The sequence below is a fragment of the Acidobacteriota bacterium genome (genome assembly GCA_016716715.1).
Taxonomy (GTDB): domain Bacteria; phylum Acidobacteriota; class Thermoanaerobaculia; order UBA5066; family UBA5066; genus Fen-183.
This window is the reverse complement of record JADJVE010000005.1, coordinates 249606-262869: the sequence shown is the minus strand read 5'-3', so window position 1 is coordinate 262869 and position 13264 is coordinate 249606. Positions and strand designations below refer to the sequence as shown.

Genomic DNA, 13264 nt, shown 5'->3' with positions numbered 1-13264 from the left:
GTCCGGGCCGGTTTCGAGAGCGTGTCGCGAGGTCAGGTCAGGGGACGGGCGTCGCCTTCACGAACGTGGCGTCACCCGACGTGTTGTCGATGATCGTCGCGTAGCCCGCCACCGTGAGCCCGTCGTCGATGTTGTCGACGACGACCGACAACCGCGAGAGGTCGCCGGCGAGGCCGCCGAAGAGCGTTCCGCTGGAGAGCTGGACGAAGCCGTCGACGTAGACGGGGATGTCGCGGAGGCTCGCGCCGCCCGGCGCGTACACGTGAACGTTGACCCACCGGGCGGAGGACCCCGCCACGGCGAAGAGCGCGAGGTTCGTCCGGTACCCGGCGGTCGAGGCGAGGCCCGTCAGGGCGAGGCGCTTGTACGCGCCCACCCGGCTCGCGCCGTCGAGCGGCGTGTAGCCCGGAATCTGAAGACCGACGTGGCCGGCCAGCGTGTCGTTGTACGTCTCGCCGAGGACGACGACTGGATCCTGGTTCGCGTCGCCGGCCGCCGGCGAGACGTCGAGGAACGAGCTCGCGTAGCTCGTCCCGTCGTCCACGGGGATGAAGCCCTTGACGGTGAGCCAGACCTTGACGAAGTCGTCCCACTGCTGCGTCTGTCCCGGCGTCATCAGGACGTCGCCCTGGGTGCTGTTCAGGCTCGAGCAGCCGTTCGTGTTGCACGCGATGTACGAGAACACCATGTGGACCTTGCGCGACGTGGTCGACGGGTTCGAGAGCGTCACCCGGCTGCGCCACTTCTCGCCGTTCGCGCCGGTCAGCCGAATGATGCCCGGCACGCGGTAGGAGTTCGAAGGCGCATCGGTAGGCGTCACGACGACCGGATCGGTCGAATTGAGGTCGATGACCGTCGCGTACGGGTAGACGGCGGTCCCCTCCAGGATCGTGACCTTCACGGTGTAGAGGTCGCTCGTTCCGGCGTAGCCGGCGGCTTCGAGGGCGCGGGAGATCTGGGTCGACTGATAGGCCGCGAGGTCGACGTCCTTCGTGCCGAGGAACGCCGCCGACGTGCCGTCGAAGAAGTTGAGCCGGACCTTCGCCGAGTCGTTCTTGAGGTTCACGATGCCGATGTTCGTGTACGCCGCGGCGTTCTGCTTGAGACCGATCAGGACCGAAGCGGCTGCGGACGCCTGCGCCGACACGCCGCCCGCGGCCGAGGCCGGGGGCACCGAGAGGCCGAACGTGCCCTTCGCGGGATCGCCGTTGTTGAACGTGCGGGCCGTGATGACCGGCGCGAGCGGCGCGACGTCGCCGCGCACCATGAACGAGCCGTAGGCGCCGTTGGGCTGGCCGAAGAAGTCACCCAGAAGGTTCGGGGACCCGAGCGAGTTGAGCGGCGGGACGACGAGCTGCTTGAAGCTCAGCGGCGCGTAGGGGTTCGTCGCGTCGAGGAACGCGACGGAGTAGGTCGCGGGGATGGTCGGATGTGGATTGAAGATCGTGACGTCGGACTGCCAGTGCGCTCCCGTCAACGCGGACGTCGAGTTGGCCATGCCCGGCACGATCCACCTCGGGGGCTCGGGCGGCGGGATGACCGTGAGGACGAGCGTCTGGTTGACGCTCGCCGCGCCTTTCGTGACCGTGAGCGTGACCGTCCACGTGCCCGGAGCGAACGCGTGCGGCGGCGGCGTCTGGCCCGTCGCGTGCGCCGTGTTGTCGCCGAAGTCCCACGAATAGGCGTCCACGGCTCCGGGCGCGTCGTACGCCGTGAAGACGATGTTCTTGAACGCCGTCACGTTGGAGTAGGTGATCGCCGAGGCGTCCTCGTACGCGGCCGAGAAGTTCCCGGTCGGACCGGACACGATGAGGGTATAGGACGCGGGAACGGTGCACGCGAGGCCGCCCGAGGCGGTCAGCACGGCGTTGCGCGTGCCCCCGGTCTGGTAGGCGTACTGCGGCGCCTGCTGTGTCGACGTGCTGCCGTCGCCGAAGGTCCAGCTGTACGTCGTGAACGTCGACACCGTCGGCACGAACTGGAGCACCTGCCCCACGCTGACCTGGTAGGCGCTGAACTGGCCCGAGCCCACCGGAACGATCGTCTGCTGCGAGAGGTAGTCCCTGAGCGTGTAGTCCACCGCCGTGCAAGCCGGCGCCGGCGGACCGCTGGCGCGCACGACGTGGGTGACGATGTTCGAGCCGCTCGCCCCGGCGCTATCCGAGACGCTGCACGTGTACGTGGTCTGAACGTCGGACGACGAGCCGTTCGACGCCGTGAACGTGAAGACCTGCTGCGAGCTGAAGCTGCCGCCCGTCGGGCCGTACCACGCGTAGTTGTACGACCCGTTCCCTCCGGTCGCCAGGCACGTGAGGGTCACCTGGTTGCCGACGTTCGCGGGGTTCGGGTTCGCGTACGCGTTCACGGAGATGGGAGAGGAGGCCGGGGCCTTTCGTACCGTCACGCTGGCTGAATTGAACCCCTGGGTGCCGGCGCTGTCCCTCACCGTACAGTAGTAGGTGCTCGTGACGTCCTGGGGCGAATTATTCGAAGCCGTGAACGAGAAGTTCTGCTGGGTGCTGAACGGCCCGCCCACCGTGCCCGCCCACTCGTAGGAATATCCGGTGCCCGTTCCGCCAGTCGCCGAGCATGCGAGGGTGACTGTCTGGCCCCGATCCACGATTGTCGGATTGGCGCTGGCCGTCACGTTGACCGGCGGGGGCGCGTTGCTGACGGTGATCGGGAAACCGCTCGGGGTCGTGGCCGGGTCGGGCCACGTCGCCGACCCGCTGGCGCCCCCGTGTAGTTCGCCCGGATCTTGAGGACGTAGCTTCCGGGGGTTGTCGGGACGGCGATCGCGGTCGAGGCGCCCGCGCTGTCCGGCATGCCGGATAGAGCCACGAAGTTGTCCGCACACGGCGCGACGCAGAGCGAGGACTGGTACGTCGCCGTGATCCCGGAGCCGCGCTGCGAGTTGTTCTGGATCAGGAGCGTCTGGAACGTGTACGCGGTGATCGGTCCCGTCGACGCGCCGTTCACCGTGAAGACGGGAACGAAGTTAGTCACCGTGAACGGCAGGCCCGGCGTGGTGCCGGCGACGTAGTCGGGCGTCGAGAAGCCGTTCGCGTACGTGGCCGTGAGCCAGTAGTACGACGTGCCCGAGGTCGGCACGCAAGTCGGCCCGGTGCATGGCGTGGGCGCCCCGGCCACGAGCAGGTTGTTCGGCGCCGTTCCGAAATACCACTTGTAGCTGATCGGATGGCCGTCCGAGGCGCTCAAGAGCGGCTGGCCCGAGAGGACCTGCGTGGACGCGACGCGCGTCGCGGGGATCTTCCAGTTCACGGTGAAGACGGCCGTGTTCGAGATGCCCAGCGAGTTCGTGGCTTCGAAGGCAATCTTCAGAGCCTTGGTGTTGCCGACGCCCTGAGGATCGGGCCCGAAGTCCGGAGTCCCGCCCGCCGAGGCGGAGTTTCCCTGGACCGACGTCCAGCAGCCCACGCCGGTCGACGGAACGCCTGCCGGAACGCCCATCGGGTCGCAGGGCCCGACGAGGATGTTCTGCGCGGGAGGCGTCGGGCCGTTTACGGCCATGCTTTGGTCGGGGTTCTTGATGCGGGGAGAAGTCCCGGCGTCCTCGACCGCGCTGCCATGGAAGTCGAAATCGAAGCTCCACGAGGTGAGGGGCCTCGACGCCGGCTGCGGGACGACGGACGGGACGATCGTGAGCTGGTCGCCGACGAAGACGGTGCCTCCATCCGCGACCGCGGCGCCGCCCGCGCTGTCGTTCACAACCGTCAGGCTGGACGACGCGGGCGTGTCGGGCGAGGCGCACGAGAACGGGACGACCCAGGCGTCGCCGGACGCGGCGTAGCCGTAGAGCGTGTTTCCGGGCCCGTCGACGAAGCCCATGGTCGACCCGACGCTGAAATTCGGGTTGTTCACGACAGACGTGCTCGCCGTGGTCGAGGCCGTCGCCCACGCCGCCACCGTCGTCGAGAACATGCCGAACCGGTAGCTCGGCGCCCGGCGGTTGGACCACATGAGCGCGTAGAGCGTGCCGTTCTTCACGACGAGGGAGGAGGCCGGGCCGACGTTCACCCAGGTCTCGCCCGCGACCGCGGGAATGCGGTAGGCGGCGCCCGCGGACACGGGGTTCGGGAGTGGGCCGCCGTCCCGCGTGACCGAGACGAGGCCGTAGCTCGGCGAGTTCTCCTGGCCGAGGATCGGCCCGAGCGCCACGAGGAGCCACAGCTTGTTCGCGTTCGCCGGGTCGACGGCGCCCGAGACGTACTGCGGCGTCCGCCCCCCGAAGTCGGGAACCATCGCGCTCGTGATCGTCAGCTTCGGGTAGCCGGAGGTGATGTTTCCCACGGGGCCGGGGATCGAAGCGTCGATGACCTGGATCGCGCTCCCCGCGATGTAGTACAGGAACCCGCCCGCGAGGCCGAGTCCGGTGCCGGCCGGCCAGTTCGTCGTCTCGTAGGGGACGTTCAGCGACCCGAGCGCGGTCGGAAGCGTCGTGACGTCGGCCGCGGAGGCCGCCGCGGTCCCGAGAGTCGAGTAGGCGATGTAGCGCGACCCGACCTGCTGGACGACCGTGCCGGAGGCGCGCGAGTTGCCGAAGTCGCCCCAGATGCCGAAGCCGTTGTTGGGGTCGGCGCGCCCGACCATCGTGTGCCAGTCGGGCTCCGCCGGGCCGCTCACCGAGAATGCCGCGCGGACCCCGTCGGGCGACACCGCGACTGTCTGGATGTAGCTCTGCCCGTCGCCGTGCTGCGGGATCGGATTCGAGTCGGGCGTGGGGGTGTAGCGCAGGTCGTCCCAGCGGATGACCGTCGGGTTCGCGGGGTTCGAGAGGTCGAGGACCGAGTACCCGAAGGACTCCTGCAGCAGCAGCCGCCACGGCCCGCCCGCGCCCGCCCGGTAGAGCGAGAGGTTGTTGTTGTATGCGGCCGAAAGCGACCCCGGGCGCGCGCCCGCCGGCCCCGGCGGATTCGGCTCGAAGTCGGTGGGCGCAAGGACGGAGCAGCCCTGGGCGTCGACCCGGAGGGTGATCCCGGCGAGCCCGAGAAGGGCAATGGCGAATGCCGCGCGCCGGAGAGGCGCGAGGCGCTGACTGGCCGTTGGAAAGTTCATGTGGTTTTGGTTCCGCCGCGCGTTGTTCGGATGGGGCTCCTTCCCGGGCAAGGAGCTGACAGGGAACGACATACGGATCGTATCTCGCTGAGTCCCGGCTTGTCCAGACACAGCAATCACAGGCGATTGGCTCCGCCTACGAGAGGAAGTGCGGCGGCCCGGACCGATCTTTCACCCCGTCCTCACGAAAAAAAAAGCGGGCGGCCGAAGCCGCCCGCTCTCCTGAGACGTCAGGAAATCAGTTCTGGGTACCGGTGCCCTGGCCGATGGAGGGCCGGCACTGGAACTGGTTGTCGAGGTTCGCAGCCGCGTGGCCGACGCTGATGAAGGCGCCAGGCGCGGTGTGCTGAACACCAACCCAACCCATGTTGTAGAGGCCCGAGTTGGCCGCAGCGCCCGTCATCGTCGCGCCACGGAGCGTCAGGTCGACCCAACCGAACTTGAACCCAGCGGGGTTCCAGTCGGCCGTCGCGGCGAGGTTGATGCGCTGCGACTCGAGGAAGATGTACGTGTTCGAGGTCGTGCCGGCCGGCTGACCGGACGGGCCGGGCGGGATGCCCACGCCGCCGAAGAGGTTCTCGTCGGCGTCGTACGCGAGAACGCCGACCTGGTGGATGGCGTCATAGAAGCCGGTGCCCGCGGCGCCCTTGTTGCCGGCGGGGTTCGCCCAGCCACAGAGGTTCACAGCGGTGCCGCCGTAGAGGTCGCTGCGCCAGACCTGGATCCAGGACTGGAGGCCAGCGGCCGAGTCGGCCAGGTAGCGGAAGGCGTAGTGGTCGCCGAGCGGCTCGCGGCCGTCGCCGGGGAACACGAAGCTCGCGGGGGCGAAGTACGGGGCCGCGGCGCAGCCGACCGTTCCCTCAGTCGCGCAAGCCGCGATCGCCGTCGTGGCGACGAACTTGCCGAAGAAGGTCTTCGTGGTGGACGTGTAGGGGAGACGCGAGTCGAACTCGAGGGCAACGGCCGGGTCGCCGGAGATGTTGCCGCCGTTGGCAGCCGTGTCCACGAAGAAGATGTCGCCGATGAGGACGTTCGGGGTGTACGTCGTGCCCCAGCCGATCGTCGCGATCGCATCTTCGTTGTAGAACTGGGCCTGGTCAGGGAAGTAGTTCGTGCAGTAGTTGACGACGTCGATCGTCAGGTAGCCGCTGAGGGCATCCTTGTAGACGCTGTCGGTGCCGTTGGCCCAGCCGCACTGCGGGTTGTCGACGTCGAGGATGTTGGCGCCCTTGGACGTGGTCCAGGACGTGACGTCGCCGGACTCGTCGAGCGAATCCCACACCGTCGGGCGGAAGAGCGCGCCGATGGCGTCAACCGAGGTCAGGTTGTACTGGGAGATCGAGCGGATGACGTCCGTCGTGAGGTTGATCGCTTCCGGGTGCGAGAAGCGGATGAACTGGGTCTGGCCCCAGCCCACGCTCGGCTGATACGTCGCGCTCGGCTTGCCGGGGTTGACCAGGCCGCACGGATCGATGGGGTACTTCGTCGTGTCGTACTGCGGCAGGTTCGGGCTCAGCTTGCCGTTGAGGATGTCGCGCATCGAGAAGGACACGGTGTCCTTGCCGGTGAGCGGAAGGTTGAAGTCGATGACGGCCTTGGAGTACTTGTTCCAGACCGTGACGTGAGCGATGACGCCGGGCGACGACACGTTCACGACCGACACGAGCGTGTCGGTGCCGCCGGACGGGATCGGGTAGTCCGTGGCGCCGTTGAGGGAAACCTTGAAGTACGGAACGAGCAGCGTCGCCGCCGGCACGTTGTCGTACGAGCAGGTGACCGCGTAGCCGGTGCCCGCAACCGCGAGCAGCACGAGCGCGATCAGAACGGAAAATTTCTTCATTTTTTCTCCTACCAGTGAATTCAATTGATACGGGTGATTTCGTCGTTCTTCAGGAATGAAATCCGGGCTCTCGCCGCCTGCGATATTGAATCACCTCCCGCAATTTTTTCAGAAGCGAAGCTTCCCTTTACCGGAAGCGAGAAAAGCATCGAATCGGATAGAGATTTCCCGAACATTGGGCAGACGATAGGGGTGAAATTCCCCGATGTCAAGGCCAATCCCGAAAATTATGTTGGGGCCGCATATCTACAGGACTAGTGTCCGGCCCCCCCGGAATCTCACTTCCCGAGGCCGCGAAACACCCGGAACCCCCCCGCGCGGGTTTCGTCGCCGGTGAGGTACTGGTACATGAGGACGACGTCCGGCTGGCCGTCGCCGTCCACGTCGGCGATGCGCAGGGACGTCGGGTGGTTCACGAAGGAGGGCTCCCGGTCTGCGGCCAGCTCCTCGAACTCGCCGCCGGGATTCTGAAAGAGGACTCGCACCTTGTGCGCGCTCTCGTCCGCCCACACGACGTCGTCCAGGCCGTCGCCGTTCAGGTCTCCGGCGACGATCGCGGGGGACGGCGAGTCGTACTGGAGCGTCTTCACGATGCGCTTGCCCGTGACCTTGCCGTCCGCGCCGCGGTAGTAGACGGTGATGCCCTGGCCGTCGATCTTCGGCGCGCCGCCCGACGGCGTGCGCTTGAACCACGAAGCGAAGAGGGCGGGGCGCCCCATGTACGTGCCGGCCGCCGCGCCGGAGGCCTGGCCGTAGCCTTCGATGACCCCGACTCCGACGTAACGGAACTCCTCGGCCTTCGGGTCGAATTCGTAGAGGTTCGACGTGGCTCCCGTGTAGCGGCAGCCCGACGTGTAGAACGGCAGCCCGGCGCTCGCGTCCCGGGGAAGGGCCACGGCAACCGCGTAGCCGAAGCAGGCGCCCTCGAGACCCGTGTGAACGTCGCGGAACGTGGACCCTTCGCTCAGGAAGGCGCGCACGTCGAATCCGCGCAGGTATCCGTCCGCCTCCCGCACGGGAACGCCACCGGTCCGGATCCACTCGGGGTCGTCGGACACGACGAGAAGGTCCTTCTTTCCGTCGCCGTTCAGGTCGCCGATCGCGATCGCCCGCGTCGAGAGCTGCCGCGGGAGGCCGCGCGACTCGATCGAGAACTTGCCTGCGCCCTTGTTGAAGGCGATGGCCGGGCCGGAGCCGTGGCCGCCGAAGACGATGTCGAGCTTTCCGTCCCCGTCCATGTCCGCGACGGCGGCGGCGCCGTAGGCGGCGTCGATCTTGTCGGGGTTCTCGAGCTCGAGCGGAACTTCGCGCCAGCGCCACTTCCCCGCGTCGTCCTTGTCGAGCCGGAAGACCTTGAGCGTCGCTCCCGTCAGCCGCGCCGGAGGGGCGACGATCTGGGGATGGCCGAGCCCGAGCACGTCGCCCATGTCGAAGTTCTCGCGCCACATGCCCGAGCGCGGCAGGCCGGCCGAGATCTCCTCGAAGCGCAGCGGATCCTTCGACACCTTCGGGGTTACGACCCCGGCCTCGCTCTGCGGCAGCTCGATGATCGGCTTGAGATCCTCGGGAGCGGGCGCTTTCTTCGCGTTCGGATCGGGCTTCTTCCTCTCGGGCGGCGCCTCGACGATGAAGGCCGTCTCGTCCTGGCTGAGGATCGGGAATCCCGGGCTGTTGACGATCGCGAGGAAGACTCGTCCGTCCTTCTCGAAATACTGGCCGCCCTTGGGCAGCCGGAGGAGCCGCTTGCCGGTGGCGGGGTCCACGTACGGCACCGGATCGACCGGCGTGTCGTCGTCGACGTCCGCGGGGGGCTTGATGCCGAGCGCCTCCTGGACCTTCACGTTCGTCTTCGCGCGTTCCTCGAGGGTCGGATTCGGAGCCGTCGTGGCCGGAGCCGGCGCGGGCGCCGCGGGCGGAGTCGACGACGTGCAGCCGAGGGCCGCGGCGGCCACGAGAACGGGGAGGAAACGTTTCACGAAATCTCCTGTCGACGCACGAAACCCGGCGGCCTTCGGCCGGCGGGCGAGCGGAATTCGGGGCTCAGAGAACGTCTGCGAAGGCCGGACGCAACCGGCGATAGAGCTGACGTCCCAGAAAGCCTAGCACGATGAATGCCGCGGTTTCGATGCCGAGACGGCGCCACGGCGGCACCGGCATCCCGAAGAGCGCCGCGCGGAAAAGAGCGATGACGTCGCGCAGCGGATTGAACGTGAGAAGCGGCGTGGCCCACGCGGGCATCAGGGATTCCGGATACAGGATCGGCGTCACGTAGAACGCGATCATGAGGACGGGCGGGAGGATCTGCGCGAGGTCCCGGAAGAACGGGTTGAGCGACGCGAGGATCAGGGCCGGCCCCACGAGGAGAAGGAGCTCGAAGGCGAACGCGGCGGCAAGGAGGAGCGGATCCACCGAGCCGCGGCCCGCCACGAGGAGGAACCCCGTCAGGAGCGCGATCGAGATCGTCTGGATCACGAGCGCGGCCCCGACGGAGGAGAGCGTCAGGAGGGCGACCGGAAACTTCAGCTTCTTGACGAGGTGGGCCTGGTCCGTGACGGAGGTCGTACCCCGGACGATCGCCTCCTGGATCCCCAGCCAGGGGAGCATTCCGGCGAGCAGGAACTCGACGAACGTCCCCTGGAACCCCTTCGGCGTGGGGACCTTGAGGACGTACGCGAAAACGAACGCGTTGAGCGCGCACATGATCGCCGGATTCAGGATGGCCCAGAACGGCCCCGCGAAGCTCCCGGCGTACCGGGCGGCGAGGTCCCTCCGGAGCAGCTGGGAGAGCAGGAAAACCTTGTTCTTCAACGAACTAGCGTCCCTCGGGCGGCGCGGAACGGGCTTGAAATGGCACCGCGGAAGGGCTATCTTAACCGGTCAGCGACCATGAGTGCCGTACCGCGTGCATCCCAGATTCTCCTCGTGGGGCAGAAGATCCGGCAGATCCGGAAAAGCCGGCATCTGACCCAGGCGGATCTCGCCGCGCGCATCGGGGTCACGCAGTCCGACCTCTCCCGCATGGAAAACGGTGAGTACAAGGTCGGTCTCGACACTCTCTTCAGGATCCTGCAGGTGTTCGAGCTGTCCATGAGCCACTTCTTCGAGGAGCCCTCCGCCGAACCGGCCGTCGCCCGGGAAACCCCCGGAGCGGCCGCGCCGTTCGAGGACTGGGCCGCGCTCCCCGAGGATTCCCGCCGCGAAGTCGCCGAGTTCATCGCCTTCAAGAAGATGCAGATCGAGAAGGCGAAGGGCGAGGAAGACCCCGGAGACGACACCAATGGCTGAGCCGGCAGTCGACGCCCGCTCCGCCGCCGAGGCCTCGCGCCGCGACGCGCTCTCGCACCTCGAGAAGGGCGAGTTCGCGGCCGCGCTCGGCTGCTACGACGCGGCCCTCGCGTCCGCGCGGGCGACGGACGAGCCCGCGTTCGTCGACTGGATCTACGTCTGCCGCGCCGCGGCCGCCGCCGAGACGGGCCCCGCCTCCGACGAGCTCGTCGAGCTGAAGCGGATCCTGCTGCGCACCCGCGAGCCGCAGACGGCGTTCCGCGCGGCGTATTCGAGCGCGGCGATCTACAGGCTCCGCAAGGAGCGCAACAAGGTCTTCTTCTACGCGAATCTGGCCCGCCGCCACGCCGAGGAAATCGGGGACCCGCGCCTGATCGGCGCGTGCCTCAACGAAGTCGGCAACGCGCTCGCGGCCGACAGCAAGTTCGAGGAGGCGGCCGAGGCCTACCGCACGGCGCTCGAGCGCACGCGCGCCGAAGCCTCCCTGCTCTCCGTGTCGCGCGCGCAGTGGTCCGACAACCTCGGGTATTGCCACATCGCGCTCGACCGCGTGCCCGAGGGGCTCGCGCTCGTGCACGGGGCGCTCGACACGCTCGAGAAGGAAGCCGCCCGCGGCTTCACGGTGTACCCGCTCCTCGATCTCTGCTTCGGCTACCTCAAGCAGGACCGGTTCGAGGAAGCCCGGTGGTTCGGCGAGGAAGGCCTCTCGCGCGTCGCCGTCGCCGGCGACCTCGAGGCCGAGAAGAACCTCCTGTACCTCCTCGGCGAGGCCTGCCATCTCTCGGGCGACGCGCCCGCGGCGCAGGGCTACTTCGACCGTCTCGCGCACCTGTATCCGGACTTCAAGAACCTCCGCGCATACCTCGACGTCTTCGACTTCCGAAACGTCATCAACCTCAGGAGCTGACCGTGTCCCTCTCGCGCCGACCCTTCGCCTCCCGCATCGCGGCCGTCCTCGGCCTCGCGGCGGTGTGCGCCCTCTTCGCGGGCGCCCGTGCGGACGCCGCGACCGCGGTGCTCGCGAAGGACGGCTCGCTCTACGAGGTGTTCACGACGACCTACGGCCAGGTCATCAGCGGCGCGAACCCGTTCGACGCCGCGACGTCGGTCGTCGCGCTCCGCACGACGCTCCCCGGACAGGAGCCGACGGTCGGAATCGTGGGCGGCACGTTCAACGACCTGCGCAAGTTCGGGGAGTCGCTCGAGTACGACGACTCCACGAAGACCGTCTTCGTGGTCTACACGAGCCTGCAGGTCCAGGGGTTCTTCGCGGACATTCACGTCTCGATGCTGCGCGACGGCAGCTGGTCCGTCGGCCGCTTCCTTCCGAACCCCGGCCAGTACTTCTCCGTCAACCCCCGCCTCCTCGTGACGCGGCAGGCCTACAAGGACTTCGACGCCGACGGCGAGGTGGTGACGAAGACACGCTCGATCCTCTCGCTCGTGTGGTGGGAGGAGAGCGCGCTCTCGCAGGCGCGCTACGCGGCCCTCTTCATCGAGGACGGCGCGCTGAAGCTCGACGACGTCGTCGCGCGCGATCTCAACGAGATCGCGGGCGCCGCCGGCCCGACGGACAGCCGGGACCTGCCGACGTCCTCGTACATGTACCCCGCCGTGCAGCGCGACCCGGTGGGCGACGGCGGCGTCCTCGTGTCGTTCGCGAACCTCGCGACGCGCAAGCAGAACGTGCTGCGCATCGGCTTCCCCGACGATTACACCAAGCCTCCGGCGGCGACGGGCACGCCGACGGCGGGCCGGACGTCGAACTCGCGGACGACGCCGATCGGGCGGGGCGGCTTCGAGTTCCCGATCCCGACAGGCATCGACATGCCGTTCACTCTCTCCATCGGGACGATCATCTCGCCCGCCGGTGTTCCCACGTACTGGTGGGTGCGCGACGGCGGCTTGAGCTACGTGGGGGGCGACGCGGCGTCCCTGAAGCGCGCTCCGCTCACGATTCCGCTGCGCCCCGACTTCCAGCTCGACAGCGCGCTCTCCGCCGTCCGGACGATGGCGGAGAAGCAGTAGTCGTCAGAGCCCCGACGGCAGGTTCGCGCGCGGGTTGCGCTCGTAGAGCGCGGCAAACTTCTCGGCGATCTTCCGCCCCTCGTCCGTGACGCGCTCGGGCGTCGCGATCGTGACGCGGTAGTAGTGGTCGCCGTCGGCGCCGCGCCCGCTCCTCACGCCGAACCCCTTGAGGCGGAAGCGCTGTCCGGCGGCGGTCCCCGGCGGGATTTTCGCGCGCACAGGGCCGTGGATCGTCGGGATCTCGATCTCGGCGCCCGCGTACGCCTCCGGCACCGTCACGGGAACCTCGGTGAGGATGTCGTCGCCCTCGCGCCCGAAATACGGGTGGGGCTCGACCGTGAGAGCCACGTAGAGGTCTCCCTCCTCCGTCCGGCCCTTCCCCGCCACGCGCACCTTCGACCCCGTCGCCACGCCGGCGGGGATGCGGATCGTGATCTTCTCGTTCGAGACGACTTCGCCGAGACCGCGGCAGACCGGGCAGGGGCTCCCGCCCGTTCGGCCCGATCCGCCGCACCGCGCGCAGCGCCGGGGAAGGCGCGCGCGGAACGACACGGCGCCGCCCAGCACGGCATCGCGGAAGGGGATGGTCAGCTGCGCCGCCGCGTCGTCGTCGTCCTCGGCGACGCCGCGCGGGCCGACGCCCGGCGCGCCGCCCGAGAAGAGCTCGGAGAAGAGATCGCCGAAATCGCCCGTCCAGCGAAACCCGCCTCCGGGCCCGCCGCCGGACCCGCTGCCGAAAGGCGACCCGGCGGGATGGGAGGCGCCGCGCGGGACGCCGCCGCCGGGGGGCCACGCGCCAGGCTCGGGGGGCTCGCCCGTGTCGCCCGTCATGTCGTAATGCTTGCGCCGCTTGGCGTCCTTGAGGATCTCGTACGCCGAGGCGATCTCCTGGAACTTCTTCTTCGCGGTCGTGTCGCCGGGGTTGACGTCGGGGTGGTACTTGCGCGCGAGCCGGCGGTAGGCCTTCTTGACGTCGGCGTCGGACGCCGACTTCGGGATCCCGAGCGCGGCGTAGAGATCGCGGGTCGCCATGGC

General features: G+C 68.4%; 9 protein-coding genes. 3 read left to right on the top strand and 6 right to left on the bottom strand.

The window, feature by feature from the left end; all coding sequences use genetic code 11:
- Positions 1–37: 37 nt before the first annotated feature.
- From IPL89_10400 to IPL89_10380, 5 genes are all read right to left on the bottom strand, one after another.
- Positions 38–2647, bottom strand: a complete 2610-nt coding sequence (locus IPL89_10400; GenBank protein ID MBK9063590.1) for a PKD domain-containing protein — start codon at positions 2645–2647, stop codon at positions 38–40.
- Positions 2644–5076 (bottom strand): hypothetical protein, encoded by a 2433-nt coding sequence (locus IPL89_10395; GenBank protein ID MBK9063589.1) that lies wholly within the window; start codon positions 5074–5076, stop codon positions 2644–2646. The genes IPL89_10400 and IPL89_10395 overlap by 4 nt, the downstream gene beginning before the upstream one ends.
- A 238-nt stretch (positions 5077–5314) precedes the next feature.
- Positions 5315–6916 carry a hypothetical protein gene (locus tag IPL89_10390; protein MBK9063588.1) on the bottom strand — a complete coding sequence of 534 codons (1602 nt, stop codon included), beginning with the start codon at positions 6914–6916 and terminating at the stop codon, positions 5315–5317.
- A 278-nt stretch (positions 6917–7194) separates the two neighbouring features.
- Positions 7195–8892, bottom strand: a complete 1698-nt coding sequence (locus tag IPL89_10385) for a VCBS repeat-containing protein (protein ID MBK9063587.1) — start codon at positions 8890–8892, stop codon at positions 7195–7197.
- A gap of 64 nt (positions 8893–8956) precedes the next feature.
- Complete coding sequence (locus IPL89_10380; protein ID MBK9063586.1) at positions 8957–9724, bottom strand: ABC transporter permease; 768 nt, start codon at positions 9722–9724, stop codon at positions 8957–8959.
- Between the two features lie 39 nt (positions 9725–9763).
- Between IPL89_10380 and IPL89_10375 the strand changes: the two genes are divergently transcribed.
- Genes IPL89_10375 through IPL89_10365 form a run of 3 tightly spaced genes read left to right on the top strand, consistent with a single transcriptional unit; the run spans position 9764 to position 12229 of the window.
- Positions 9764–10201: a helix-turn-helix transcriptional regulator gene (locus IPL89_10375; protein MBK9063585.1), complete on the top strand. Its 438-nt coding sequence runs from the start codon at positions 9764–9766 to the stop codon at positions 10199–10201.
- Positions 10194–11108, top strand: a complete 915-nt coding sequence (locus tag IPL89_10370) for a hypothetical protein (GenBank protein MBK9063584.1) — start codon at positions 10194–10196, stop codon at positions 11106–11108. Before IPL89_10375 ends, IPL89_10370 begins: the two co-directional genes overlap by 8 nt.
- A gap of 2 nt (positions 11109–11110) precedes the next feature.
- Entirely contained in the window at positions 11111–12229 is a 1119-nt protein-coding gene (locus IPL89_10365; protein ID MBK9063583.1) for a hypothetical protein, read from the top strand.
- Between the two features lie 3 nt (positions 12230–12232).
- Here the strand turns inward: IPL89_10365 and IPL89_10360 are convergent, their stop codons facing one another.
- Entirely contained in the window at positions 12233–13261 is a 1029-nt protein-coding gene (locus IPL89_10360) for a J domain-containing protein (GenBank protein ID MBK9063582.1), read from the bottom strand.
- Positions 13262–13264 lie beyond the last annotated feature (3 nt).

Bases quoted from the DNA above. Each gene is read 5' to 3' on its own strand.
- IPL89_10395 (MBK9063589.1), bottom strand. From the start codon at position 5,076: ATGAACTTTCCAACGGCCAGTCAGCGCCTCGCGCCTCTCCGGCGCGCG.
- IPL89_10390 (MBK9063588.1), bottom strand. From the start codon at position 6,916: ATGAAGAAATTTTCCGTTCTGATCGCGCTCGTGCTGCTCGCGGTTGCG.
- IPL89_10375 (MBK9063585.1), top strand. From the start codon at position 9,764: ATGGCACCGCGGAAGGGCTATCTTAACCGGTCAGCGACCATGAGTGCC.
- IPL89_10370 (MBK9063584.1), top strand. From the start codon at position 10,194: ATGGCTGAGCCGGCAGTCGACGCCCGCTCCGCCGCCGAGGCCTCGCGC.
- IPL89_10360 (MBK9063582.1), bottom strand. From the start codon at position 13,261: ATGGCGACCCGCGATCTCTACGCCGCGCTCGGGATCCCGAAGTCGGCG.